This is a genomic window from Mycolicibacterium thermoresistibile, from assembly GCF_900187065.1.
Classification (GTDB): domain Bacteria; phylum Actinomycetota; class Actinomycetes; order Mycobacteriales; family Mycobacteriaceae; genus Mycobacterium; species Mycobacterium thermoresistibile.
The window spans coordinates 1,499,432-1,525,625 of the sequence record NZ_LT906483.1 but is presented as its reverse complement, the minus strand read 5'-3'; the positions used below and the strand labels follow the sequence as shown (position 1 = coordinate 1,525,625).

Sequence of the window (26,194 nt, the reverse complement as noted above, 5' to 3'; positions counted from 1 at the left end):
GTCAGGCCGGGATCAGGCCGGCCCGTCTGTAGGCCGCCTCGATCTGGACCTTCGCCTCCTCCGGCAGCTCCGCCTGCGGCGGCCGGGAATGCGGATGGTCACCGATGGGCAGACCGAGCACGGAGGCGGCGTACTTGAACGCCCCGCCCCAGTGGGTGAAGTAGTCCGCACGCCCCGGATAACAGGTGAACCACGGACCCAGATCGAGTTCCAGCTGATCCATCCCGGTCTGCTGGGCATGGTCCATCGCCTCGATCAGCCGGCCGTCGAGAATCAACTGCCAGTACTCGGTCAGCACGGGACGCCGCGGCGTCTCGAAAAGATACCCGGACGTCCCCAGCTGCGCCGGGCACACGATGCCGGCCCGCAACCAGCCGGCGCGGTACACGTTCTTGTCGCACTCCCAGATCATCAGATCCGGTGCGAGCTGGTGCAATTGCCGGCTCGCGGCGGGCCGGAACGCGCCCTCCTTGGTCGCGCACACCGCCGGGATCTCCTCGTAGATGCGCGCCGCCTCAGCCGGTGACAGTACATAGCCCGAGGACGGCGAGTTGAACATGCCCAGGGCGATGTCGGTGCGGTCGGCGATGTAGGTGAAGAATCGCAACACCCCTTCGCCGCCGTGCGTCTCCATCATCGGGGTCTGGATGTAGACGATGTCGGCCCCGGCCTCCTGGGCGTGCAGGGTCAACTCGAGGGTGTCCTTCGCCGAGGTGGTCGCCGTGCACGCCTGTACCACCACATCCGGGTTCACCGCGCGCCCCTCGGCGATCGCGACCTCGAGCAGCTGCTTGCGCTCGGACAGCGTCAGCGCCCAGAACTCGGCGATCCCGCTTGTGCACCAGAGCATCTGATGACCGAGGTCGCCGACGCAGTAACGCACCAGGGTGCGGTAGGCGTCCCAGTCGATCTCATCACCGTCGGCGCCGCGAAACGGCGTGTACAACGAATCGCCGATGCCGCGAAGCGCCACCCGGGCCCAGTCCCGCGCCTCCTTCGCCGTTGCCACGCCACCTCCCGGGATCACACGAAATCGCTGCCGCCGTCGACGTTCACGTTGGCGCCGGTCATGTATGAGTTGCGCCGCGACGCCAGGAAGGCGATGACCGGGCCGATCTCCTCCGGCAGCCCGGCGCGGGGCAGGTGCGCGGGATGTCCGAAGTGCTCGTCGATGGCCGACATCAGCGCGTACGGATCGGTTCCGTCGACACCGATCGAATCGGCCCATCCGACGAGTGCCTCCGAGGCGATGCTGCCCGGCGACACCACGTTCACCAGGATCTCGTCCTTGGCCAGCAGCAGTGACAGATTCTTCGAGATGCTGGTCACCATCGCCTTGGCGGCGGTGTAGGCGGGCAGGATGACGCTCTGCCGCTGCGTCGAGTGCGCCGAGAGATTCACGATCCGCGCCCACTCCGCCTGTCGCAGCAACGGCAGTGCCGACCGCACGCAGTGCACCATGCCCAGCACGCCGTCGTCGACGGCGCTGCGCCACTGCTCGTCGGACAATTCCTCGACCGTCCCCATCACGGCAGGGCCGACCGTGTTGATCAGGACGTTGAGTTCACCCTGCCAACGCTCCCCCAGCTCGGCGAAAACCCGTTCCACCTGCTGCTCGTCCCGGATGTCGGCGACGATCCCCAGCGCATCGGGACTACCCCGGCGGGCCAGGTCGGCGGCGGCCTCGTCCAGCATCGATCTCGTCCGCCCGATGACCGCGACCCGGGCCCCGTCATCGGCCAGACACTGCGCTGCCGCGAGGCCCATCCCGCGGCCGCCGCCCACCACCACCGCTGCGGCATCGGTGAACCCGAGATCCATGGCATCCTTCCCGTCCGTCGCCGAAGGGCTTACTATAGCGCTTTCCATAGTTTGGTGAGGTGGGTAACGAAACCCGGACCGGGGCGACACTCACCACACCGCGACGCTTGCCGAGGGGCGAATCGGATGCCTACCGGTATCGTTATCGGTTGGCACGTTCGACCGAAAGGGATTCCGGGTAGACGCATCATTGCAGCTCACCGGCCTGACTGCGGTTCGGTGAACGGGCGTGACAGCGGACACTGGAACAACAGGAGTCACCGTGGCAAAGCAGGCGACCGCCGACAAACGCCGGCGTCGTGAACGAGGTTCGATCAATCCGGACGACATCGTCGCCGGAGCCTTCGAACTCGCCGAGGAAGTCGGTATCGACAACCTGAGCATGCCGTTGTTGGGCAAACATCTCGGGGTGGGCGTCACCAGCATCTACTGGTACTTCCGCAAGAAGGACGACCTGCTCAACGAGATGACCAACCGCGCGCTGCGCCAGTACGTGTTCGAGACCCCGTACGTGGAGGCCGGCAACTGGCGTGAGTCGCTGCGCAATCACGCCCGCAACATGCGCAAGACGTTCCTGAGCAGCCCCATCCTCACCGACCTGGTGCTGATCCGCGGAGCGCTCAACACCAAGATCCGCAAGCTCGGGTTGCAGCAGATGGAGGCCGCCATCGACAGCCTGGTGCAGGCCGGGCTGTCCCCGGAGGACGCCTTCGACACCTATTCCGCGGTGTCGGTGCACGTGCGGGGGTCGGTGGTGCTCGAACGCCTGCACGAGAAGACCCAGGATCTGTTCAACGGCGGGGACGAACCGTCCGCGGTCGACCCGGCGAGCACCCCGATCATCGCCGAGCTGCTCGCCAAGGGGCACCGGCTGGCCGAAGCCGATGAACGCAACTTCGAGTACACCCTCGAATGCATCCTCGACCACGCCGAACGGCTGATCGAGGAGCGCGCCGCGGGTGGCACCCGGAAGTAGGGCGTCCGCGCTCGGCGCGCCGATCCGGCCTACACCTCGATGACGACGGCGCCGCCCTGGCCGCCGCCGGCGCACATGGCCGCCACCCCGATACCGCCGCCGCGCCGCCGCAGCTCGTAGACCAGCGTGGTCACCATCCGCGCACCGGACGCGGAGATCGGATGGCCGAGGCTGCAACCACTTCCGGAGAAGTTGACCAGCTCCTCATCGAGGTCGTACTCGCGGCACGCCGCGATCGGCACCGACGCGAACGCCTCGTTGATCTCCCACAGTGCGACGTCCGACGGCTTCAGGCCGGCCCGGTCGAGCACCTTGCCGATCACCGCGACCGCACCCAGCCCGGTGTCGCGGGGGGCCACCCCGGCGGCCGCCCAGGCCTTGACCGTGGCCATCACGTCGAGGCTCTCGGCCTCCGCGTAGTCGCGGTCGACCAGCGCCACCGCGGCCGCCGCGTCATTGGTGCCGCTACTGTTGCCCGCGGTGATCGAGAAGCCCTCGATCTCCGGATGCAGCGGCTTGAGCTGCGCCAGTTTCTCGACGGTGGTGTCGCGGCGGGGATGTTCGTCGACGCTGAAGTCGATCACCGATCCGTCGGGTTGCTGGACCTTCAACGGAACGATCTCGTCGACGAACTTGCCGGCGTCGATGGCCGCGATCGCGCGCTGATGTGACCGCGCCGCCCAGGCGTCCATCTCCTCGCGGGTGATCCCCACGGCCTGGGCGGTGTTCCAGCCCACGGTGATCGACATGTCCCGCATCGGGGCGTCGGGGGTCTCCACGTGAGTGGGCGTCATCCACCGTTCCTCGAACTTCAGCTCGGGACCGGGGATGCGCCAGTTGGTCAGCGGCGTCATCGACAGCGACTGCACACCACCGGCGATCAGCACCCGCTCCATGCCGGAACCGATCTGGGCGGCGGCATTGCCGATCGCGGTGAGACTGCCGGCGCAGTGCCGGTTGACGGCCTGGCCCGGGACCTGCTGCCAGCCGCACGCGTCGGCCGCGTACCGGGCCAGATCACCGCCGCCGTAGTTCGATTCGGCGAAGATGATGTCGTCGATGGCGCTCGGATCGATGCCGGCCCGGCGGACCACCTCCGGCAGCACCGTGGTGATCAGCGTCTCCGGCGGTGTGTTGACGAGCGTTCCCTTGAACGACCGCCCGATGGCCGTTCTGGTGGCACCGACGATAACGGGTGTGGGCATATGAGGGACCTTCGTGTTGGCGGACGTTCGACCGTGACCGCGTGACTCCACGAAGCCAGCGGCACTGCAAATCAGGCGTTACAAAACTAGCAGAAACTGTAGCGCAGGCATAGGCCTGGCCGCCGGCGGCGCGAACGGCTACCGGGGCTCGGGTTCCGGGACGTGGAAGTGTTCGTCGCGCAGCCGGAACGCCTCCTTGGTGCCGTGTTCGGCCCGGGTCTTGACGAAGTTGAACTCGCCGGGCGCGAACTGCAGGTTGGTGCCGAAGGCGTGGAACAGATAGCTGGCGACCTCCTCGCCCTGGTAGGCCTGGCTCTGCTCGACCAGCCGGAACGCCTCCTTGGCGATGACCACCCCGTCCGCCGGCATCTTGGCGGCCTTCTCCGCCCAGTACCGGGCGCGCGGTCCGACCATCGCCGGATCGCAGGTCTCGGTGAACACCCCGAGGTGCTCGACGCTGCCCGCCTCGATGATGTCTCCGGTCAGCAGCAGCCGGCGGGCCAGCACCGGGCCGAGCCGGTGGAAGAACATGTGCAGGCTGCCCAGCGCCGGGCCGAGGAACCGGGTGGCCGGCATGCCGATCTTGGCGTCCCGGCCGATCACCGCGATGTCGCACATCAGCGCGAGTTCGAATCCGCCGCCGAGCGCGTACCCGCTGATCTCACCGACCGTGACCTTCGGGAAGCCCATGAAGTTGTGGTAGAAGCCGAACGTCCTGCGGTCCACGGTCAACCGGCGCCGCTGGCTGGGCCGCCGCCTGGCCTGCGGTGAGTTCTCCTCGCCGTACCACGCATAGGCGTTGTTCATGTCGGCGCCGGTGCTGAACACGCCGTCGGCGCCGCGCAGCAGCACCACGGTCAGGTCGTCGTCCTCGGCCACCTGATCCAGGCAGCGCTCCAGCGCGTCGCGCATCGCCGCGTCGTAGGAGTTGCGTTGCGCCGGATTGTTCAGCGTGATGGTCGCGATGCGCTTGTCGCGGTCCACGTCGAACAGGACGCGGTCGTCGGTGGTCGGCATGTGTCTTCCCTCTCAGTGGTCAGGGCGGGAGACCAGCTTGGCCTCGATGGTCGTGTCGGCCCCGCAGGCCAGCGTGTGCCGGCGCGCGGCGGCCAGGTGTTTCTGCGCGAGCCGCACCGCCCGCGCCGAATCGCCGTCGATGACGGCGTCGAGAATGCGTCGGTGGTCCCGCAGCGCCGCGCGCATGGTGGCCGCTTCGGGCCGGCCACCGCCGGGGCTGTCGTCGCTCCACACCCCGGCCTCATGCGCCGACCAGATCAGTTCCAGCGCGCCGATCAGCAGGATCATCGGCTCGTTTCCGCACCGCGCGACCAGCATCTCGTGGAACCGTCGCGCATTGGACACAAAGCGGGCGGTGTCGGCGAAGCTCGTTGACTGAAGGTCGATCTCGTCCTGCAGATACGGCACGACCTCCGACATCCGGTCGGGCCGGGCGGCGCACATCCCGGCGCAGATCGGTTCGAGATGCAGGAGCGCCTCGCTGACGTCGGCCGGGGTTGCCGACCGCGACTGCAGCACCATCGCGATCATCTGCGCGGTGCGCCGCGCCGACGGCAGGTGCACGACCGCGCCGCCGACGTTGCCGCGCCGCACCGATACCAGCCCCTCGGTCTCCAGGATCCGGATCGCCTCCCGCAGCGCGGGGGGACTCACCCCGAACTCGGTGAACAGATGCTCCTGTGTGGGGAGCACGTCGCCTTCGGTCAGCCGGCCGGACAGGATGTCGTCGCGGATCGCCGACGCCACCACTTCGGCGACCCGGGGTGCGCGGACACGTCGGACCATCAGCTCCGCCGGCGCTCACCGAATCGCGAGCCGGCCAGCGCCGACGGCGGCAACGCGACCGTGCTGATCTCACCGGTGCAGAGCACCTCGTCGCCCAGCAGCAGCCGTGCGGTCGACAGCAGGCCGGTGTCGGTCTCGGCGCGGACGATGTCGAACCGCAGCTCGGTGAGGATCGGGGTGGGCCGCCGGTAGGTCACCGTCAGCGAACGGGTCTTCCCGGCCAGCGCCACCGCGCAGCTCTGATGCTGGGCGACGGTGTCGAAGAAGACACCGAGAAACCCGCCGTGCACCAGCCCGGGCGGGCCCTCGAAGACGGCCGGGAACGTCACGGTACCCGACGCCGTCTCCTCGTCGAGATGGTCGAACTCGTACTCCGGGAAGCACGGGTTGTAGACCCCGGGGTTGAACGCGTGCTGCAGATAGATCCGCTTGCGTTCGTCGTCGCCCGCCAGCCGCGGCGCGCTGTCCGGCGGTGCGGTCGCGGCCAGCCGACGTTCCCAGTCGGCGAACCGCGTCAGCATCTCATCCACCACCGGCTGCGGAAACTCCTGCGCCAGCAGCAGTTCGGTGATCCGGCGCAGCGCTCCCGCCGCCGCGACGGTTTGCGGTAACGGATCCTCGCCGAACCGGCGGTCGACGTTGGCGGCTGTCATCAGCCCACTCCCTGTTCGGTCGGCGACCTGTTTTGCTAACTTGTACAAGATAGCAATCGTATAGCCTACTGTATGGCTAACCGTAACGGCGCGGAAGGGCGGGTTCGCACGGTGACTCAACAACCCGGGAGGACCGGCGCCGAGGGGTCGGTGACGGTGCGGCGCGACGGCACGGTGGTGCGGCTCACCCTGGACCGACCCGACCGCCGGAACTCGTTGAGCCCCACCATGGTCGACACCCTGATCAGGACCCTGACCAGCGCCGCCACCGACGACGGGCTGCGGGCCGTGCTGATCGAGGGCGCCGGCGACACGTTCTGCTCCGGGTCGGACTGGGTCGCCACCAACGAGAGCGGGTCGGACCGGCCGCGGACCGGGCATCTGCTCCGCCGGCTGCCGCACACCGGGCACCGGGTGATCGAACTGGTGAACACCATCCATCTGCCGGTGGTCTGTGCCGTGCGGGGCTGGGCGGTGGGACTGGGCTGCAACCTCGCGCTGGCCGCCGATTTCACGGTGGTCGCCGACGACGCGGTGTTGTGGGAACCGTTCATCGACCGCGGGTTCACCCCGGACAGCGGCTCGACCTGGCTGCTCCCCCGGCTGGTGGGCCTGGCCCGCGCCAAACGGATGCTGCTGCTGGGCGAGCAGATCAGCGGCGCCGACGCGGTCGACTGGGGGCTGGTGCACGCCAGTGTGCCGGCCGCCGACGTGGACCGCACCGCAACCGACCTGGCGGCCCGGCTGGCCGGCGGGCCGACAGTCGCGATCGGCCTGGCCAAACATGCTCTGAACTTCAGCCAGCAGGCCACGCTGCCCCAGGCCATGGACAACGAACTCTACAACGTCGAATTGTCCTGTCGTACCGCAGATTTCAAAGAGGGCCTGGCGGCGTTCCGGGACCGCCGCGCCCCGGAGTTCCAGGGCCGATGATCCGCTGACAGAAAGCGCAGAGCACATGTCCGACACGTCGTACGACACCATCAAATACGAGGTCGACGGGCACACCGCGACCATCACGTTGAATCGGCCCGACGCCCTCAACGCGCTGAGCCCGCACATGATCACCGAACTGCGAACGGCCTATGACGAGGCCGAGAACGACGACAACGTGTGGCTGCTGGTGGTCACCGGCACCGGTCGGGCGTTCTGCTCCGGCGCCGACGTCAAGGAGATCCCCGAGGACGGCAAGGTCATCAACGAACGGCCCTACCTGTCGACCTACGAGCAGTGGGAGGCTCCGCAGGAGGGCACCCCGCCGTTCCGCACCATGGCCAAACCGGTGCTGGCGGCGATCAACGGGATCTGTTGTGGCGCCGGCCTGGACTGGGTGACCACCGGTGACATCGTGATCGCCTCCGAGCGGGCGACGTTCTTCGATCCGCATGTGAGCATCGGGCTGGTGTCCGGCCGGGAAGTGGTCCGGTTGGCCCGGGTGCTGCCCCGGTCGGTGGCGCTGCGGATGGCCATCATGGGCAGACACGAACGGATGAGCGCCCAGCGCGCCTACGAACTCGGGATGGTCAGCGAGGTCGTCGAGCACGACAGGCTGCTGGAACGCGCCCACGAGATCGCCGACATCGTCACCCGCAACGCCCCGCTGGCGGTGCGCGGCACCCGGTTGGCCATCGTCAAGGGCCTGGACCTGCCGCTGCACGAGGCGGAGATCCTCGCCGAGGCGTTCCGCGAACGCAACCTGCACACCGAGGACTCGCTGGAGGGTCCGCGGGCGTTCACGGAGAAGCGCGAACCCCGGTGGCAGTGTCGATGAGTGGGTCGATGAGTGGGCCGAGTTTCGAGACGATCCGGCTCGACGTGGAGCCCGGCGACCGCGTCGCGACCATCACGCTGAACCGGCCGGAACGGCTGAACGCGTTCAACCGCACCATGTGCGAGGAGATGGCGCAGGCCTGGCGGGCGGTGAAGTTCGACGACCGGGTGCACGCGGTGGTGCTGCGCGCCGCCGGGGACCGCGCGTTCAGCGCCGGGCTGGACATCAAGAGCTCCTACGGTCAGCCGGACAACGTGTGGAACCACGAGGATCCGGGTGAGCTGCTCAGCCCGAAATGGCAGCAGATGTGGAAGCCGGTGGTGTGCGCGGTGCACGGCATCTGCACCGCGGGCGCGTTCTACTTCGTCAACGAGGCCGACGTGGTGATCTGCTCCCCCGACGCCACGTTCTTCGACTCCCATGTCAGCGCCGGCCTGGTGTGCGCCCTGGAGCCGATCGGGCTGATGCGCAAGGTCGGCCTGGCCGAGACCCTGCGGATCGCGTTGATGGGCAACGACGAACGCATCGGCGCCGAAACGGCGCTGCGGATCAGCCTGGTCACCGAGATCGTTCCCCGCGAGCAGCTCTGGGACCGGGCGCACGAGATCGCCGCGACCATCGCCGCCAAACCACCGTCGGCGACCCAGGGCACGGTCAAGGCGATCTGGGAATCGCTGGACCGGCCCTACCGGGCGGCCATGGAACAGGGACTGATCTACACCCGGCTCGGTAACCCGTTGGGCCAGGCCGAGCTGGCCGAGGCGGCGCCGACCCACGTGCCGGCCCCGAGGATCCGCTGATGACGCATCCGCTGACCGAGCGCGTCGCCCATGTGCTGGCACTCGACCCCGGCGCCCCGGCGATCGAATACGACGGCCACTGGCACACCTGGGACGCGCTCGGCCGCGCCGCCGCGCGGATCGCCGAGGAGAGCCGCCGGTACGGCGGCCCGGCGCCCCAGGTCGGCATCCTATTGCGGAACCGGCCGGTACACGTCGCGGCGGTGCTCGGGGTGCTGCTGGCCGGCGGAACCGTGGTGGTGATCAACCCGGCCCGCGGTGACGACCGTACCCGCACCGACGTCGCCACGCTGGCGCTGCCGGTGCTCATCGGCGCACCGGACGACGTCGAGGCGCTGGTCTCGCCCGCCCCGCCGGGAACCACCGTGCTCACCCTGACCGGGCTGGACGGCGACGTCGGGGTGCGTGCGGCGGCCGAACCGGACACCGGGTCCGCGCGGCCCGGTGTCGCGGTGCGGATGCTGACCAGCGGGACCACCGGACCACCCAAACGGGTCGACCTCACCTACGACATGTTGGCGCACAGCGTCATCGGCCCTGACTTCCGCGAGGCCGGGCCGCCGGCCGAACTGCGCCGGGGGGTGGCGATCGTCAACGCACCGCTGGTGCACATCGGCGGCGTGTACCGGGTCCTGCAGTGCATCGCCGCGGGACGGCGGTTCGTGCTGCTGGAACGTTTCGAGCTGCAGCGCTGGGCCGAGGCGGTGCGCACCCACCGGCCCCGGGCGGTGTCGCTGGTGCCGGCCGCGCTGCGGATGGTGCTGCATTCCGACCTGACCAGGGAGGACCTCGCCAGCATCCAGGCGGTGACGTCGGGCACCGCGCCGCTGTCAGCCGACGACGCCGACGCCTTCACCGAGAAGTTCGGCATACCGGTGCTCACCTCCTACGCGGCAACCGAATTCGGTGGCGGGGTGGCCGGCTGGACGCTGGCGGATCATCGCCGGTACTGGCGCACCAAACGTGGCAGCTCCGGCCGCGCCACCGGCGGTGCGCAACTGCGGGTCGTCGATGAACAGGGCAACCCGCTCGGTCCGGATCAGCCCGGCGTGCTGGAGGTCAAACCCGGACAGCTCGGCCCCGATGCGGACTGGCTGCGCACCACCGACCTGGCCCGCATCGACGCCGACGGATTCCTGTGGATCCTCGGCCGGGCCGATCAGGCGATCATCCGCGGCGGGTTCAAGATCATGCCCGACGACGTCCGGGCCGCGCTGGAACGTCATCCCGCGGTGCGCGGCGCCGCCGTGGTGGGCATCCCCGACGCCCGGCTCGGGGAGACACCGGCTGCGCTGGTGGAACTGCACGACGGTGCGGCAGCCGGCACCGACGAGTTGACCGCGTTTCTGCGGGAACGACTGGCGCCGTATGAGGTTCCCACCGAGATCGCGGTGGTGGACGCCCTCCCCCGCACCCCGTCCGGTAAAGCCGATCTGGGTGCGGTCCGACGCACACTCGCCCCGGCCGGCCATGACGGGTGAGCCCGTCACCATCCCGGCGCTGCTGCGCCGGCGCATCGCCGACCGCGTCGACCATCCGCTGCTGATCTGCCCCGGCGGCCGGCTGTCCTACGGCGAGGCGGAGAAACGTTCGGCGCAGCTGGCCCGCGGGCTCATCGCCCTGGGCGCGGGTAAGGGCACCCACGTGGGCGTGCTGTACCCCAACGGGCCGGACTTCATCATCGCGATGCTCGCCGCGGCCCGGATCGGCGCGGTGGTGGTGCCCTTCACCACCTTCGGCACCGCGCCGGAACTCCGTGACCAGTTACGTCACAGTGACACCGAGATCCTGTTGGCCACCGGCCGGTACCGGTCCCACGACTACCGGGCCCGGCTCGGCGAGGTGTTGTCCGGCGCCGACCTGTCCGGGCGGGTGTTCCACCCCGACGTGCCGAACCTGCGGCACGTCCTCATCGACCGCGCCCCCGCGGACACCACCGACGACACCCTGCTGCGGGCGCTCCAGGACGATGTCGACGGTGCCGACCCGTTGACGATCGTCTACACCTCCGGTTCCACCAGCGCACCGAAAGGGGTCGTGCACACCCACACCGCGCTGATCGAACATCAACGCAATCTCAACGCCATCCGCCGGTTCACCGCGGCCGACCGGCTGTTCTGCAATTCGCCGTTCTTCTGGATCGGCGGGATCGCGTTCTCGGTGCTGGCCACCATGGTCGCCGGGGCGACACTGGTGTGCTCCGACGCCGAGGATCCGGCCGTCACCCTGGACCTGCTGGAATCCGTGCGGCCCACACTGACCAACGGTTATGTCGCCGGGATCGCCGCCCTGGCCGCCCATCCCAGCCTGCCGCACCGCGACCTGTCGTCGATGCGGCGCGGAAACCTGTATCCGATCATGGCCCCGGACGCGCGGCCGCCCGATCCGGCGCTGCGCCACCAGATGCTGGGCATGACCGAGACCGGCAGCGTGGTGCTGCTCGACGGCGACGACGCCGATCAGCCCGAACACCGCCGCGGATCGTTCGGCAGACCGGCGCCGGGTTACGCCACCCGGGTCGTCGACCCGGACACCGGCGATCCGGTCCCGCCCGGGCAGCCCGGCGAACTGTGGGTGCGCGGCCCCTATCTGATGCAGCGCTACTACCGGCACAGCCGGGAGGAGTGCTTCGATCCGGACGGCTGGTTCCACACCGGTGATCTGGTCCGCATCGACACCGACGGGTACCACTACTTCCTCGGCCGCCGCGGCGCGATGATCAAGACCGCGGGCGCCAATGTCGCACCGGCGGAGGTGGAACAGGCCATCAGCCGGATCACCGGCGGACCGGCCCATGTGCTGGGCCTGCCCGATGCCGAACGCGGTCAGGTGGTGGCGGCGGTCGTCGTGGTCGACGACGTCGCCGGGTTCGACCCCGACGAGCTGCGGCACCGGCTGCGGGACCGGTTGTCCTCCTACAAGATTCCCCGCCGTATCGTCGCCCGGACCCGCACCGAGATCCCGGTGCGGTCCAGCGGGAAGATCGACCAGACCGAACTGATGAAAGTGTTCGATGCCTGACCACCTCACCATCGACGCCCTGCTGCGCCGGCACGCCGGAATCCACCCGGACAGCGCCGCGGTGATCGATCCCGACACCCGGGTCAGCTACCGGGATCTGGACGCCGACACCCGGGAACTGGCCGCCGCGTTCATCGAGGCCGGTATCGGAAAGGGCACCCGGGTCGGGCTGATCATGCCCAACAGCGCCCGGTGGGTGTGCATCGCGCTGGCCCTCACCCGCATCGGTGCGGTGCTGGTTCCGCTGAGCACCCTGCTCGCCCCGCGCGAACTCGTCGCACAGCTGCGCACCGCGGCGGTCCGGGTGCTCATCAGCGTGCCGGAGTTCCGTGGGCACCGCTACCTCGACGGGCTGGCCGCGGAGATCGGACCGCTCGAACCGCAGCCGCTGGCCACCGCGGAACTGCCGGCGCTGCGCCGGATCTGGACACCCGACCAGGTGGGCGACCTCGCCGCCTCGGCCGGCGCCGCCGGCATCGTCGACGCGATGGCGGCCGGGGTCGTCCCCAGTGATCCGCTGGCCGTCATGTTCACCTCCGGCAGCAGCGGACCGCCCAAAGGGGTGCTGCACTCGCACGGCAACGCGCTGGGTGCGGTGGCGGCCGGGCTCGACGCCCGCTGCATCGACGCCGACACCCGCTTGTATCTGCCGATGCCGTTCTTCTGGGTGGGCGGGTTCGGCGGCGGGGTGCTGTCCGCCCTGGTCGCCGGCGCCACCCTGGTGACCGAGGAGAAGCCGCAGCCGCACACCACCCTGAGGCTGTTGGAACGGGAACGGGTGACACTGTTCCGGGGCTGGCCGGATCAGGCCGAGGCGCTGGCACGGCACCGGGAATCGGTGGGAGCAGACCTGTCGTCACTGCGGCCCGGCAGCCTGGAGGCGCTGCTGCCGCCCGATCAGCGGGCCGACCGCGGCGCCCGCGCCAACCTGTTCGGGATGACCGAGTCCTTCGGCCCGTACTGCGGTTACCGGGCCGACACCGATATGCCGCGGTCGGCGTGGGGCAGCTGCGGAAAACCGTTCCCGGGCATGGAGGTGCGCATCGTCGACCCGGACTCCGGCGCACCGGTTCCGGCCGGCACCGTCGGGGAGATCCAGTTGCGCGGACCACACCTGATGCGCGGCATCTGCCGCCGCAGCCGCGAGGAGGTGTTCACCCCGGACGGCTTCTACCCCACCGGCGATCTCGGCCGTCTGGACGCCGACGGGTTCCTGTTCTACCACGGCCGGCGGGACGACATGTTCAAGGTCAGCGGCGCCACGGTCTATCCGGGCGAGGTCGCCGACGCGTTGCGCAGTATCGACGGCGTGCGCGCCGCGTACGTCACCGACGTCGCCGACGGTCGCGGCGGCGACCGGGTGGGCGCGGCGGTCGTCGGGACCGTCACCGATGTCGGGCAGCTACGCAGGGAGGCGCGGAAGCTGTTGAGCAGCTTCAAGGTTCCCACGGTGTGGTTGCTGCTCGACTCCGACGACGCGGTGCCCCGGCGGGCCACCGGCAAGGTCGACGTCAACCGGTTGCGTGACCTGTTGGCCACGCATCCGGACCGGGTGGTGACGTGACACCGTCGGTCACTGCGCGATCACACCGTGTTCCTTGAGGTGTTCGATCAACGGCCCGGCCCCGGCGGCCAGGTGCTCCGACATGGCGGCGCGAGCACCGTCCGGGTCGCGGTCGGCAAGCGCTGCCAACACCCGGCGATGATGCTCGGTGGAGCGGGCCGGCCAGCCGGAGATGGTGGGGAACACCGACTCCGGGGCGTAGCGGGTGATCTGCGACATCACCTGGGCCAGTTTGGGTGAGTCGGCGGCCACGTTGATCGCGCGGTGGAACTCGTGGTTGAGCCGGACCGCCCGGTCCTCGTCGTCGCGGGTATAGGCCTCTTCCAGTTCGTCCTGGATCGCGGTCAGGACCCGCAGCTGCTCGTCGGTGATGTTCTGCGCCGCCCGGGCCGCCAGCTCACCGCCGACATGCGCCTGCACATTGGCGATGTCGGTCAGGTCGCGTTCGGTCACGGGCAGCACCATGAACCCCCGGCGCGGCTGCTGGACCAGCAGGCCCTCGGCCCGCAACTGGAACAGCGCCTCCCGGACCGGGGTGACGCTGACCCCCAACTCGACCGCCAGCTGGTCGAGCCGCACATACTCCCCGGCCGCGTAGGTGCCGTCGAAGATCCGGCGCCGCACATACCGGGCGACATCCTCGGCCAGTTGCGGCCGAGCAGCGAACTCCGGGACCGCCACGTCAGATCCGGTAGTCCGCCAGCAGTCGCTTGCTGATGATGTTCTTCTGGATCTCGCTGGTGCCCTCGCCGATCAACAGGAACGGCGCATCCCGCATCAGCCGTTCGATCTCGTACTCCTTGGAATAGCCGTAACCACCGTGGATCCGGAAACTCTGCTCGGTCACCTCGGCGCAGAACTCGCTGGCCAGATACTTGGCCATCCCGGCCGCGACGTCGTTGCGTTCCCCGGAGTCCTTGAGCCGGGCGGCGTTGACCATCATCAGATGCGCCGCCTCCACCTTGGTGGCCATCTCGGCCAGCTGGAAGGCGATCGCCTGATGTTCGGCGATCGGCTTGCCGAAGGTGTGCCGCTGCTGGGCATACCGCACGGCCAGCTCGAACGCGCGGATCCCGACCCCGCAGGCCCGTGCCGAGACGTTGACCCGGCCGACCTCGACACCGTCCATCATCTGGAAGAAGCCCTGCCCCGGCCGCTCGCCGAGGATGTCTCCGGCATCGGCGCGGTAGCCGTCGAAGATCAGCTCGGTGGTGTCGATGCCCTTGTACCCGAGTTTGTCGATCTTGCCCGGGATGGTCAGCCCGGGAGCGACTTCGCCGAAGCCGGTGGGCTTCTCGATCAGGAATGTGGTGAGGTTGCGGTGCGGTTTGTCGGCGCCCTCGTCGGTGCGCACCAGCACGGCGACGAGCGTGGAGGTGGCGCCGTTGGTCAACCACATCTTCTGGCCGTCGATGGTGTAGGTGCCGTCGCCGTTGCGGGTGGCGCGGGTGCGGATGGCCGCCACGTCGGAGCCGAGTTCGGGTTCGGACATCGAGAACGCGCCGCGGGTCTCACCGGTGGCCATCCGCGGGAGGAAGCGCTGCTTCTGTTCCTCCGTGCCGTGCTGGCGGATCATGTACGCGACGATGAAGTGGGTGTTGATGACCCCGGAGATGCTCATCCAGCCGCGGGCGAGCTCCTCCACGCACAGCGCATAGGTGAGCAGGGACTCCCCCAGCCCGCCGTACTCCTCGGGAATCATCAACCCGAACAACCCCATCTCCCGCATCTGGTCGACGATGGGTTGCGGATAGGTGTCGGTGCGCTCGAACTCCGCCGCGTTCGGGATGATCTCCCGGTCCACGAATTCTCGGACAGTGCGCAGGATCTCGGTCTGGAACTCGGTCAGCCCGAGCGTCTGTGCCAGCCTGGTCATGACTGCACCCGCTCGAAGACGGCCGCCAGCCCCTGACCGCCGCCGATGCACATGGTCTCCAGCCCGTAGCGGGCGTCGCGCCGGTGCAGCTCGCGGGCCAGAGTGGCCAGCATCCGGCCGCCGGTCGCGCCGACCGGATGCCCCAGCGAGATGCCCGACCCGTGCACGTTGGTGCGTTCCCGGTCGGCGTCGGTGAACTTCCATTCCCGCATCACGGCCAACGCCTGGGCGGCGAAGGCCTCGTTGAGTTCGATGACGTCGATGTCGCCGAGTCGCAGACCGGCCTTGTTCAGCGCGACCTCGGTGGCCGGCACCGGGCCGATTCCCATGATGTTCGGCGCGACACCGGCCTGCCCCCACGACACCAGCCGAACCAGCGGCCGCAATCCCAGCTGTTCGGCCTTCTCCCGGGTGGTGACGATGCACATCGACGCGGCGTCGTTCTGCCCGCTGGCGTTGCCGGCGGTCACCGTGGCCTCCGGATCCTGTCTGCCCAGAACGGGTTTGAGTTTCGCCAGGGACTCCATCGTGGTGTCGGCACGGGGATGCTCATCGGTGTCGACGACCTCCTCACCGGACCGGGTGGGCACGGTGACGGGGACGATCTCCTCGGCCAGGATGCCGTTGCGCTGGGCGGCCACCGCGCGCTGGTGCGAGGCGACGGCGAGTTCGTCCTGCTCTTCCCGCGAGATGCCGTACTGGCGGCGCAGGTTCTCGGCGGTCTCCAGCATCCCGCCGGGCACCGGGTGATTCCGGCCGCCGGCGGTGGTGCGGCCGCGGGCCAGCCCGTCGTGGATCCGCACCCCGGTCCGCGCGGCGCCCCACCGCATATCGGTGGAGTAGAACGGCACATTGCTCATGCTCTCGGCGCCGCCGGCGATCACCAGATCGTTGTCCCCGCAGGCCACCTGCAGGCAGGCCTGGATCACCGCCTGCAGCCCGGAGCCGCAGCGCCGGTCGACCTGCATGCCGGGCACGGTCACCGGCAGCCCGGCGTCCAGTGCCACCACCCTGCCGATGGCCGGCGCCTCACTGCTGGGATAGCAGTGCCCCAGGATGACGTCCTGCACCGCATCCGGGGCGAGGCCGGTGCGCTGCAACAGCCCCTGCAGCGCGGCGACCCCCAGGTCGACCGCGGTCAACGACTTGAACATGCCGCCGTACCGGCCGATCGGAGTCCGCACCGGTTCACAGATCACCGTGTCACGCATCGCTGTCCCTTTCCTGCCGAGCGGAATTCACAGGTGCCGGCCGCCGGTGACTTCCAGCACCGTACCGGTCATGTACGACGAGAGATCGCTGGCCAGGAACAGCGCCACCTTCGCCACCTCTTCGGGCTCCCCGGCGCGCCCCATCGGGATCTCGGCCAGCTTCTCGTCCCAGATCCGTTGCGGCATCGCCTCGGTCATCGCCGAACGGATCAGACCGGGCTGGATGGCGTTGACCCGCACGCCGAGATAGGCGAGCTCCTTGGAGGCCGCCTTGGTCATCCCGACGATGCCGGCCTTGGCCGCCGAGTAGTTGGTCTGACCGACCATCCCGACCTTGCCGGAGATCGACGACATGTTCACGATCGCACCGCGCTTCTGCTCCCGCATGATCGCCGCGGCGGCGCGCAGCCCGTTCCAGGTTCCCTTCAGATGGACGGCGATCACCTCGTCGAACTGCTGCTCGGTCATCTTGCGCATAGTCGCGTCGCGGGTGATGCCGGCGTTGTTGACCATGACGTCGAGCGACCCGAACCGCTTCACCGCCGCGCCGACCAGCGCCTCCACCTCATCGGACCGGGTCACATCGCAACGCATCCCGACCGCGACGTCCGCGCCGCCGAGGCTGTCCGCCGCGGCCCGGGTGGCGGACTCGTCGATGTCGCCGATCACCACCCGCGCGCCCTCGGCGATGAACCGCTCGGCGATCGCGTAGCCGAGACCCCGCGCTCCGCCCGTGACCACTGCTGTCTGGCCGGCCAGCAACGACACCTGATCACCCCGTCCTTCCCTCGCGCCGACGATGCGGCTGGATTTCCAACATCATATTTGATGTACGATATCCGGCGTCCCGGCGGGGTCGCCATCGCCCCACCGGGACGCACACACAAGGAGAAGCCGATGAGCACTGCGGAAGTCAGCGACGAGGATTTCCGGCAGATACTGCGCCAGACCCGCGAATTCGTCCGGACCGCCGTCGTCCCACGGGAACTGGAGATCCTGAACGAAGACCGGGTTCCCGACGATCTGCGCGAGCAGGCCAAACAGATGGGGCTGTTCGGCTACGCCATCCCGCAGCAATGGGGCGGGCTGGGCCTCGATCTGGCCCAGGATGTCGAGCTGGCGATGGAACTGGGCTACACCTCGCTGGCACTGCGGTCGATGTTCGGGACCAACAACGGCATCGCCGGACAGGTGCTGGTCGGTTTCGGCACCGAGGAGCAGAAGGCCCGCTGGCTCGAACCGATCGCCTCCGGGGAGGTCGTCGCCTCCTTCGCGTTGACCGAACCCGGTGCCGGTTCCAATCCGGCCGGTCTGCGCAGCCGGGCGGTACGCGACGGCAGCGGCGCTGACGCGGACTGGATCATCAACGGGCAGAAGCGATTCATCACCAACGCCCCGGTCGCCGACCTGTTCGTGGTGTTCGCGCGCAGCAGGCCGGCCGACGAACGCGGCGCCGGCATCGCGGTCTTCCTGGTGCCGGCCGACGCCCCCGGTGTCGAGGTGGGCGCCAAGGACGCCAAGATGGGCCAGGAGGGCGCCTGGACCGCGGACGTGACCTTCACCGACGTCCGGGTGCCCGCGTCGGCGCTGGTCGGGGGCGAGGAGGACATCGGCTACCGGGCCGCGATGACCTCGCTGGCCCGCGGTCGGGTGCACATCGCCGCGCTCGCGGTCGGCACCGCCCAGCGTGCCCTCGACGAATCGGTGGCCTACGCCGCCAGCGCCACCCAGGGCGGCACCCCGATCGGGCAGTTCCAGCTGGTGCAGGCGATGCTGGCCGATCAGCAGACCGGTGTGATGGCGGGCCGGGCCCTGGTGCGCGACGCCGCCCGGAAGTGGGTCAGCGGTGAGGACCGCCGGGTCGCACCGTCGGCGGCCAAACTGTTCTGCACCGAGATGGCCGGTCAGGTCGCTGATCTGGCGGTGCAGATCCACGGCGGCACCGGCTACATGCGCGAGGTGCCGGTCGAACGCATCTACCGCGACGTGCGGCTGCTGCGGTTGTATGAGGGGACCAGCGAGATCCAGCGCTTGATCATCGGCGGCGGACTGGTCAAAGCCGCTCAGCGACAGACGAACTGAGGAGAACCATGACAGGTCGGCTCGCCGGCAGGGTCGCATTCATCACCGGCGCCGCGCGCGGGCAGGGCCGCGCACACGCGGTCCGGATGGCCGCCGAAGGCGCCGACATCATCGCAGTGGACATCGCGGGGAAACTGCCCGACTGCGTGCCCTACGAGCCGGCGACTCCGGAGGATCTCGACGAAACGGTGCGGTTGGTCACCGCGACCGGTCGACGGATCCACGCCGCCGTCGCCGACACCCGCGACCTCGACGGGCTGCGGGAGGCCGTGGATGCCGGTGTCGCCGCCCTCGGCCGGCTCGACGTCATCGTCGCCAACGCCGGGATCTGCGCGCCGCAGACGTGGGATGCGATCACCCCCGCGGACTTCCGCGATGTCATGGACATCAACGTGACCGGCACCTGGAACACGGTGATGGCCGGCGCCCGGCACATCATCGACGGCCGGCGGGGCGGGTCGATCATCCTGATCAGCTCGCTGGCCGGGATGAAACTGCAGCCGTTCATGGTCCACTACACCACCAGCAAGCACGCGGTGGCCGGCATGGCGCGGGCGTTCGCCGCCGAGCTGGGCAGACACCGCATCCGGGTGAACAGCCTGCATCCCGGCGCGGTGGCCACCGACATGGGCGGTGGCGAGATGGTGTCCGCACTGGCTGCCACCGGGGAGTCGAATCCGCCGCTCACCCAGATGATCACACCGTTTTTGCCGGACTGGATCGCCCAGGTCGACGACATCGCCGACGCCGCCGTCTGGCTGGCCAGCGACGAATCCCGGTTCGTCACCGCCGCGAAGATCCCGGTGGATATGGGTTCGTCCCAGTTCTGATCTCCGGCGCCGGGAGATCGGACGTCCCGGCCGGGGACCCGGTCAGCGGCTGGGCGTCGTCGAGACCAGTGTCCTTGTGAGGAACGCGATCTGGTCGTCGACGGCCTTGTCGAACCAGTCGTGGCCGGGCCAGACGTCGAAGTGGTCGCAGGGGTAGTGATGCACCTGGGCGCGTCCGTGCGCCGCGGTCCTGGTGACCGAGTCGGCCGGGACATAGCGGTCGAAGTCGGCGATCTGCACCAGCAGCGGGCAGCGTAACCGCTTGGCGGCCGCCGTCGTCCGTATCCTGGCCACCTCCAGACCGACCGCCGAGTCGATCTCGTTGCGCCAGCTCGGGCCGGCCAGCCCCAGATAGCTCTCGTAGGCGCCGTCGAGGGTCAGGGCTCCCGGGCTACCGGGCGGCGCGACGATCGGGAACATCACCGGTGACCGGCCCCGGGCGACGACGAACCGGCTCCTGATCCCCTGCGCCGTCCACTTCAGCGCCGACCACGCGTCGCGGTGTTCGATGGCGGCGCGGCTGACCGCCACCCCGCTGGTCAGCGGCGTCATCGCGATGACCGCGGCGATGTCGGCCCGATCGGCGGCCACCCGCAGCACGTGGCCACCCGACAGCGACACCCCCCACAACACGATCCGGTCCGGGTCCACGCCGGGCAGCCGGCGCGCGGCGCCCACCGCCGCGTGGTAGTCCTCGATCTGCCGGTCGATCGAAACACTTTGCCGCGGCTGCCCTTCCGAGTCACCGAACCCACGGAAGTCGAAAGCCAGCACGTCGAATCCGGCGGCGGCGATCCGCTCGGCGAACCCCTGCAGTCCGGAGTCCTTGGTGCCGCCGAAACCGTGGGCCATCACCACCGCCGGCCGCCGGTCCGGCGCACCGTCAACGGCGGTGAAATGCCAGCCGCGGCACTCGGCGCCGCCCGAGGAGAAGGTGACGTCGGTGGGTTTCACAGCGCCACCGGCGTCCGTCGCGGCGCGGTGTGCCCGGCCCGCTTCAACCCCGCCGGCAGTTCCCGGGTCCGCAGGTCGTGTTCGTAATAGAAGTAGTCGACCTGCTGGGTGTGGCGCGGCCGGTCGATGCAGTGCCCGGCGTGCAACTGCTGATCGGCGTCGATGACCCGTTCCATCTCGTCGACCGGTGGCAGCGCATACCGGCCCACCGCATAGGCGGCCATCAGCCGGGACTGGCATTCCACGAACGGGAACAACGTCGGAACCGCCTGAGCGAACCCGATGAACACCAGGTTCTCGACACCGGGCTTGAACATCCGTTTGTAGAGCCGGATGTGATTGTCGGGCGCGCTGATGAAATCCGGGTCGAAGAACGGGAACGTGATGTTGTATCCGGTCGCGTAGATGATGGCGTCGAAGTCGTCGCTGGTGCCGTCCTCGAAATGAACGGTGGCGCCGTCCAGCCGGGAGACATTGGGTTTGGGGATCACGTCCCCGGAACCCAGGCGCAGCGGCAACTCCACCGACTGGGTGGGGTGCGCCTCGAACAGCTTGTGATTGGCAGGCGGCAGCCCGTACATCGTCGGATCGGTGCCCAGCAGCGGCGCCACCAGTTGCATCGCCTTGCGCTGCCAGGACAGCGGGAGGTACGGCGTGGTGCGCCACAGTTTGTCGCCGGGCTGACCGGCGATGTACTTCGGCACGATCCAGGCGCTGCTGCGGGTGGACAGCGTGACCTTGTTCCGCAGGGCCCGCGACGACAGCTCGACGGTGATGTCGGCGGCGCTGTTGCCCAGTCCGACCACCAGGATGCGCTTACCGGTCAGGTCGAGCGGCGTCGCCGGGTCGATGTAGTGGTGCGAGTGGATCGTCTCGCCGGTGAACGTCCCCGGGAAGTCCGGGTATCGCGGATCCCAGTGATGCCCGTTGCCGACCACCAGCAGATCGAACTCGCGGGTGGCGCCCGACTGATCCTCGATCAGCCAGCCGCCCCCGTCGTCGAGCCGGGCGTGCACCACGCCGTTGTTGAACTCGATGTTGTCCAGCAGTCCGAACGCCTCGGCGTAGGAGTCCAGGTAGGCCTTGATCTCCGAGTGGTGCGGAAAGGCCGGGTAGTGCTCGGGCATCGGGAAGTCCTTGAAGGACAGCCGGTGCTTGGAGGTGTCGATGTGCAGCGACCGGTACGCGCTGCTGTGCCCGTTGGGGTTGCCGAACGCCCAGTTGCCGCCGATGCGGTCGGACAACTCGAAGGTGGTGTACGGAACCCCGTAGTCCTTGAGCATCTTCCCGGCCGTCAGGCCGCTGATTCCCGCGCCGATGACGGCGGTCCGGGGATATCGACGTTTCACCGCACTCCTCACGCCACTGTGATGCGGGACACTAACAGCGTTGTTTGACGAGAGTCAACGCTGTCTGACACGCGTCAACGGCGGTGAGGTGCGGCGCGGGTCAGCCGATGATGCGGACGATCGATTCGGCCACCGCCGCCGGCTTCTCCTCGCCCTCGATCTCCACGGTGGTGGTCATCGTCGCCTGCACCGCGCCGTCGAGGCGGTCGACCTTGGTGATCTCGGTGCGGCCGCGCAGCCTGGCGCCGACCTTGACCGGGTTAATGAAGCGCACCTTGTTGTAGCCGTAGTTGATCGCCATCTTGACGTTGTCCACGCGGTACATCTGTTGCGAGAAATACGGCAGCAATGACAAGGTGAGCAGACCGTGCGCGATGGTGCCCCCGAACGGACCCTTGGCGGCACGGTCCGGATCGACGTGGATCCACTGATGGTCACCGGTGGCGTCGGCGAAGAGATTCACCCGCTCCTGGGTGATCTCCAGCCAATCGGTCGGGCCCAACTGGGTGCCCTCGGCCGCCGCCAGCTCCTCGATGCCGTTGAACACCTTCATCGCACTCTCCTCTCACCTCGACGGGGTCGGCCTCGCGGCTCGCCCCCACGGCTCATCACAGTGCCACAACGCTGCGGCGCTCATACCCGCGCCTCCGGGCCGCGGCGAGCGGGCCGAACCTCACGGGGCCGAACGCGGCAGGGCCGAACCTGACAGGGGGGCAAATTCTCGTCCTCCCGGCCCCGCGCGGCCGCATGAGGGCCGCAATTCGCTGACCGACCACCGCGAGCCGTCGTGATTGGGAGCGGACCGGCCCGGGAATTCATACTCGGCAGTAACCAGAACGGCGGTCACCGCGATCACCCTGCTCGGAGCCGAAGTTCTCGTCAGAACTGGCCCGATGATCGGATAGCAAAATTATCGAATTGGAACGAAGGCCACTCGGAGATGCCCGGATATTTCGCTCGTAACTTCGCCAGAATTCCGGCTACACCACCCTCATACAGGCAATATATTTCGGTGCGGGATTGCCAGTTTCGACTTGGCAGGGCGACTTCGGCGTCGGCGCAATGAACGGAGGATGACACTACCGGACAAGATCAGCGCGCTAGCTGTGATATCACGACTCGACATCGGATACTGATATGGCGAATTCTTACCACTAACCGGGTACGGCCAATGCAAATGCGGTCGGCGAGTTCTGCGCCGGCCGCCGAACAGAGAAGAGATAGGACAAATGACCTCCGCTGCTCAACTGGATGGCGATACCTTCGGCGAATATGCGCTCCCCACCGGGATCAGCTGGTGGGACCCGGACGCGGAATGCACATTGGTGATGTCCCAGCCGGCACTGGATCGCGAGTTGTGGTTGGACTACCTCGATGGGGCGGCCCGCAGTTACCGCAAGTACGGCGCCGAGAAAGCGCTCGATCTGGAGGCGGTGAAGCCGGGGTGGGATACCAGTGTCTTCTTTGCCGCGGTCGACAGGGACGGGTGCGTGATCGGCGGTTTGCGCGCGACCCGGCCGCTGCGGTCCGCCGACGAGTCGCACGCCGTGGTGGAGTGGGCGGGTCAGCCCGGAGAGTCCGCGGTACGCAAGATGATCACCGATCGACTACCCTTCGGCGTGGTGGAGATGAAGTCGGCGTGGGCCGACGGTGACCGCGATCGGAGCCCCCTGCTCGCCGACGTCCTGGCTCGCACCGCCTATCCGACGATGACCGTGCTGAACGTCCAGTTCCTGATGGCGACCGCGGCCAGCCATGTGCTGGGCCGGTGGCGCTCCTCGGGCGGCGTGGTGGCGTCGAGGATTCCCGCCACCCCGTATCCGGACGACCGGTACCGAACCAAGATGATGTGGTGGGACCGGTCGAACTTCATCAACTACGCGACGCCCGAACAGGCTGCCAAGATGGTGGCCGAGATGAGCAGCCTGTCGGCACTGCTCGACGCGCACCGCGACGTCGCCGCCGCCGCCGGAACCCAATAGCCCCGCCGGAACGGAACAGCGCCGCCGGAACGAAACCGCAACGCCAACAGTGAGGCCTGGGAACTGAATTGAGTCACACGGTCGCCGCCGCCCACCGGGGTTCCGCACAAATCCTCGACAGCACCGACGACGCCGACCGGCGTATTCTCACCGAACTCCGCAACGACCCCGCGATCGAGGTCATCGATCACCGCGATCGGCAGGCGGCGACGAGCGCGGGGCTGCTCGATGCTCCGCAACCGGACGAGGCCACCGCATCACGGTATTGGGCGTACTACCCGTGGCGGCGGGCGGTGGTGGCAGTCCTGGATCCGGAGACGTTCCGCCGGATACGGTTCGACCGCAACCGCAACCTGATCACCCGGGCCGAGCAGGACCGGCTCGGTCAACTGAGGATCGGGATCGTCGGACTGAGCGTGGGCCACGCGGTGGCGCACATGCTGGCCATGGAGGGCGTCTGCGGAGAACTGCGGTTGGCCGACTTCGACGAACTGGAGCTGACCAACCTCAACCGGGTGCCCGCCACGGTGTTCGATCTCGGCGTCAACAAGGCCACCGCGGCGGCCCGGCGGATCGCCGAACTCGACCCCTACCTGCGGGTGCAGACCTTCACAGCCGGTCTCACCGAGGACAACATCGACACCTTCCTCGACGGGCTGGACATCGTGGTCGAGGAATGCGATTCACTGGACATGAAGATCGCGGTGCGGCAGGCGGCCAAGGCGCGCAGCCTGCCGGTGCTGATGGCGACCAGTGACCACGGGCTGATCGACGTCGAACGGTTCGATCTGGAACCGGACCGGCCGATCCTGCACGGTCTGCTCGGCGATGTCGACACGGCGGCGCTGGCGGATCTGCCCAGCAAGGACAAGGTGCCTCATGTCCTGAACATCCTGGAGGCGACGAAGCTGTCCGCGCGGGGCGCGGCATCGATGGTCGAGGTCGGCCGGACCCTGTCCACCTGGCCGCAGCTGGCCTCCGAGGTGACCCTCGGCGCGGCCACCATCGCCAAGGCGGTGCGCAGGATCGGGTTGGGTGAACCGCTGCCCTCCGGGCGGGTCCGCATCGACGTCGACGACGCGCTGGAGAAGCTCACCACCCCGGCGTCGCGTCCCCCCGACCGGCAGCCGGACCGCGCCCCCGATCCGCCGACCGGCCCCGCTCCGACCGAGATGAACGAGGCGACAGGGGCGACAGAGGCGACAGGGGCGACAGGGGCCGTCATGGCGCGGATGGCCGCCGCGGTGGTGCGGGCGCCGTCGGCCGGCAACGCGCAGCCCTGGACCGTGCAGACCGGGCCGGACTCCATCACCCTGCGGCTGGACCGGGATCGCAGCTCGCTGCTGGACCTCGGGTTCCGCGCCAGCACGGTGGCGCTCGGCGCCGCGGTGTTCAACGCCCGGGTGGCGGCCGCGGCCGCCGGCCGTTCGGTCGCCGTCGAGTTCGGCGATGGTTCCGGCGACGGCGGGGGCGCGGTGCCCCACGCGGTCATCCGGCTGCGCGACGCGCACCGCCCCGACGACCCGGCCGACCTGGCGGGACTGGCCGAGCTGTACCGCCCGATGCTGCTGCGGGAGACCAACCGCCGCAAGGGGCGCGCCGCCCCGATCGACGACGAGACCGTCGCCCTGCTCGATGCCGCCGCCGACCGGCAGGGTGCGCGGCTGCGGCTGCTGACCGGCCCGGCCGAACTCGACACCGCCGCGTCGATCATCGCCGCCACCGACCGGATCCGGTATCTGACCCCGCGGCTGCACGCCGAGATGATCGCCGAGCTGCGCTGGCCGGGCGACCCGGACCCGGACAGCGGGATCGACATCTGGGCCATGGAACTCGACCCCGGCCAGCTCGCGGTCCTCGACATCCTCCGCCGCCCGGACGTGATGACCGCGCTCACCGAGTGGGATGCCGGCGACGCGCTGGGCGACTACACCCGGGAGCGGATCCGGTCCAGTTCCGCACTGGCGGTGGTGACCGTCGAGGGCCGGGAGCCGGCCGACTATCTGCGGGGCGGTTCGGCGCTGGAAGCGGTGTGGATCCGCGCGCAGCAGCGCGGGCTCGCGGTGCACCCGGTCTCACCGCTGTTTCTCTACGCCCATGAGGAGGACGAACTACGGGCTCTGTCACCACGTTTCGCGTCGTCACTGGTGAACCTGCGACGCGAGTTCCACGACCTCGCCGGCACCCGGCGCGGCGAATCGCAGATCATCGTGTTCCGCTTGTTCGAGGCGCCGCCGGCGTCGGTGCGCAGCCGCCGGCGGTCGGGAGGCATCGGTGTCGACTGAACTCGATCTCC

General features: G+C 69.0%; 24 protein-coding genes. 11 read left to right on the top strand and 13 right to left on the bottom strand.

The window, feature by feature from the left end; all coding sequences use genetic code 11:
• Position 1 precedes the first annotated feature (1 nt).
• Together CKW28_RS07105 and CKW28_RS07100 are read right to left on the bottom strand one after the other, a co-directional pair.
• Entirely contained in the window at positions 2-1,009 is a 1,008-nt protein-coding gene (locus CKW28_RS07105; protein ID WP_003927263.1) for a dihydrodipicolinate synthase family protein, read from the bottom strand.
• A gap of 14 nt (positions 1,010-1,023) precedes the next feature.
• Positions 1,024-1,821 (bottom strand): SDR family NAD(P)-dependent oxidoreductase, encoded by a 798-nt coding sequence (locus CKW28_RS07100; protein WP_003927264.1) that lies wholly within the window; start codon positions 1,819-1,821, stop codon positions 1,024-1,026.
• 262 nt (positions 1,822-2,083) lie between these two features.
• On the opposite strand from CKW28_RS07100, the gene CKW28_RS07095 reads away from it, so the two are divergent.
• Positions 2,084-2,797 (top strand): TetR/AcrR family transcriptional regulator, encoded by a 714-nt coding sequence (locus CKW28_RS07095; RefSeq protein ID WP_003927265.1) that lies wholly within the window; start codon positions 2,084-2,086, stop codon positions 2,795-2,797.
• A gap of 29 nt (positions 2,798-2,826) precedes the next feature.
• Here the strand turns inward: CKW28_RS07095 and CKW28_RS07090 are convergent, their stop codons facing one another.
• The 4 genes from CKW28_RS07090 to CKW28_RS07075 form a co-directional block, all read right to left on the bottom strand.
• Positions 2,827-4,002, bottom strand: coding sequence for a thiolase family protein (locus CKW28_RS07090; protein WP_003927266.1), 1,176 nt, complete (start codon positions 4,000-4,002; stop codon positions 2,827-2,829).
• A 138-nt stretch (positions 4,003-4,140) separates the two neighbouring features.
• On the bottom strand, positions 4,141-5,019 hold the full coding sequence (locus CKW28_RS07085; protein WP_003927267.1) for an enoyl-CoA hydratase/isomerase family protein: 879 nt from the start codon (positions 5,017-5,019) through the stop codon (positions 4,141-4,143).
• A 12-nt stretch (positions 5,020-5,031) separates the two neighbouring features.
• Positions 5,032-5,805: a FadR/GntR family transcriptional regulator gene (locus tag CKW28_RS07080; RefSeq protein ID WP_003927268.1), complete on the bottom strand. Its 774-nt coding sequence runs from the start codon at positions 5,803-5,805 to the stop codon at positions 5,032-5,034.
• The gene (locus CKW28_RS07075) at positions 5,805-6,458 is read right to left on the bottom strand and encodes a hotdog family protein (RefSeq protein ID WP_003927269.1); all 654 of its coding nucleotides are present in this window, start codon (positions 6,456-6,458) and stop codon (positions 5,805-5,807) included. The genes CKW28_RS07080 and CKW28_RS07075 overlap by 1 nt, the downstream gene beginning before the upstream one ends.
• 111 nt (positions 6,459-6,569) lie before the next feature.
• On the opposite strand from CKW28_RS07075, the gene CKW28_RS07070 reads away from it, so the two are divergent.
• Genes CKW28_RS07070 through CKW28_RS07045 form a run of 6 tightly spaced genes read left to right on the top strand, consistent with a single transcriptional unit; the run spans position 6,570 to position 13,614 of the window.
• A complete protein-coding gene (locus tag CKW28_RS07070) occupies positions 6,570-7,391 on the top strand; it encodes an enoyl-CoA hydratase/isomerase family protein (RefSeq protein ID WP_003927270.1) in 822 nt (273 codons plus the stop codon).
• 25 nt (positions 7,392-7,416) lie between these two features.
• Positions 7,417-8,229 (top strand): enoyl-CoA hydratase/isomerase family protein, encoded by an 813-nt coding sequence (locus CKW28_RS07065; protein ID WP_003927271.1) that lies wholly within the window; start codon positions 7,417-7,419, stop codon positions 8,227-8,229.
• A gap of 8 nt (positions 8,230-8,237) precedes the next feature.
• The gene (locus CKW28_RS07060; RefSeq protein WP_003927272.1) at positions 8,238-9,029 is read left to right on the top strand and encodes an enoyl-CoA hydratase/isomerase family protein; all 792 of its coding nucleotides are present in this window, start codon (positions 8,238-8,240) and stop codon (positions 9,027-9,029) included.
• Entirely contained in the window at positions 9,029-10,510 is a 1,482-nt protein-coding gene (locus CKW28_RS07055; RefSeq protein ID WP_003927273.1) for a class I adenylate-forming enzyme family protein, read from the top strand. The genes CKW28_RS07060 and CKW28_RS07055 overlap by 1 nt, the downstream gene beginning before the upstream one ends.
• Positions 10,500-12,050 carry a class I adenylate-forming enzyme family protein gene (locus tag CKW28_RS07050; RefSeq protein ID WP_040548023.1) on the top strand — a complete coding sequence of 517 codons (1,551 nt, stop codon included), beginning with the start codon at positions 10,500-10,502 and terminating at the stop codon, positions 12,048-12,050. Before CKW28_RS07055 ends, CKW28_RS07050 begins: the two co-directional genes overlap by 11 nt.
• Complete coding sequence (locus CKW28_RS07045) at positions 12,043-13,614, top strand: class I adenylate-forming enzyme family protein (RefSeq protein WP_003927275.1); 1,572 nt, start codon at positions 12,043-12,045, stop codon at positions 13,612-13,614. The genes CKW28_RS07050 and CKW28_RS07045 overlap by 8 nt, the downstream gene beginning before the upstream one ends.
• A gap of 9 nt (positions 13,615-13,623) precedes the next feature.
• Here the strand turns inward: CKW28_RS07045 and CKW28_RS07040 are convergent, their stop codons facing one another.
• From CKW28_RS07040 to fabG, 4 genes are read right to left on the bottom strand one after another with little or no spacing between them, the layout of a single operon-like run.
• On the bottom strand, positions 13,624-14,295 hold the full coding sequence (locus CKW28_RS07040) for a GntR family transcriptional regulator (protein ID WP_003927276.1): 672 nt from the start codon (positions 14,293-14,295) through the stop codon (positions 13,624-13,626).
• A gap of 1 nt (position 14,296) precedes the next feature.
• Positions 14,297-15,490, bottom strand: coding sequence for an acyl-CoA dehydrogenase family protein (locus CKW28_RS07035; RefSeq protein ID WP_003927277.1), 1,194 nt, complete (start codon positions 15,488-15,490; stop codon positions 14,297-14,299).
• Positions 15,487-16,701 (bottom strand): acetyl-CoA C-acetyltransferase, encoded by a 1,215-nt coding sequence (locus tag CKW28_RS07030; protein WP_003927278.1) that lies wholly within the window; start codon positions 16,699-16,701, stop codon positions 15,487-15,489. The genes CKW28_RS07035 and CKW28_RS07030 overlap by 4 nt, the downstream gene beginning before the upstream one ends.
• A 27-nt stretch (positions 16,702-16,728) precedes the next feature.
• Positions 16,729-17,469 (bottom strand): 3-oxoacyl-ACP reductase FabG, encoded by a 741-nt coding sequence (gene fabG / locus CKW28_RS07025; RefSeq protein WP_003927279.1) that lies wholly within the window; start codon positions 17,467-17,469, stop codon positions 16,729-16,731.
• A 129-nt stretch (positions 17,470-17,598) separates the two neighbouring features.
• On the opposite strand from fabG, the gene CKW28_RS07020 reads away from it, so the two are divergent.
• Positions 17,599-18,783: an acyl-CoA dehydrogenase family protein gene (locus CKW28_RS07020; protein ID WP_040548025.1), complete on the top strand. Its 1,185-nt coding sequence runs from the start codon at positions 17,599-17,601 to the stop codon at positions 18,781-18,783.
• Between the two features lie 8 nt (positions 18,784-18,791).
• Entirely contained in the window at positions 18,792-19,613 is an 822-nt protein-coding gene (locus CKW28_RS07015) for a mycofactocin-coupled SDR family oxidoreductase (protein WP_003927281.1), read from the top strand.
• Positions 19,614-19,655: 42 nt separating this feature from the next.
• On the opposite strand, the gene CKW28_RS07010 is transcribed toward CKW28_RS07015, so the two are convergent.
• The 3 genes from CKW28_RS07010 to CKW28_RS07000 all read right to left on the bottom strand — a co-directional run bounded on the left by CKW28_RS07010 (position 19,656) and on the right by CKW28_RS07000 (position 22,469).
• Positions 19,656-20,567, bottom strand: coding sequence for an alpha/beta hydrolase (locus tag CKW28_RS07010; RefSeq protein ID WP_003927282.1), 912 nt, complete (start codon positions 20,565-20,567; stop codon positions 19,656-19,658).
• On the bottom strand, positions 20,564-21,916 hold the full coding sequence (locus tag CKW28_RS07005) for a flavin-containing monooxygenase (protein WP_003927283.1): 1,353 nt from the start codon (positions 21,914-21,916) through the stop codon (positions 20,564-20,566). Before CKW28_RS07005 ends, CKW28_RS07010 begins: the two co-directional genes overlap by 4 nt.
• A gap of 100 nt (positions 21,917-22,016) precedes the next feature.
• Positions 22,017-22,469, bottom strand: a complete 453-nt coding sequence (locus CKW28_RS07000) for a MaoC family dehydratase (RefSeq protein ID WP_003927284.1) — start codon at positions 22,467-22,469, stop codon at positions 22,017-22,019.
• Positions 22,470-23,145: 676 nt separating this feature from the next.
• Between CKW28_RS07000 and CKW28_RS06995 the strand changes: the two genes are divergently transcribed.
• Positions 23,146-23,898 carry a hypothetical protein gene (locus CKW28_RS06995; RefSeq protein WP_003927285.1) on the top strand — a complete coding sequence of 251 codons (753 nt, stop codon included), beginning with the start codon at positions 23,146-23,148 and terminating at the stop codon, positions 23,896-23,898.
• Between the two features lie 68 nt (positions 23,899-23,966).
• A complete protein-coding gene (locus tag CKW28_RS06990) occupies positions 23,967-26,183 on the top strand; it encodes an Rv1355c family protein (RefSeq protein WP_003927286.1) in 2,217 nt (738 codons plus the stop codon).
• Positions 26,184-26,194: the final 11 nt, after the last annotated feature.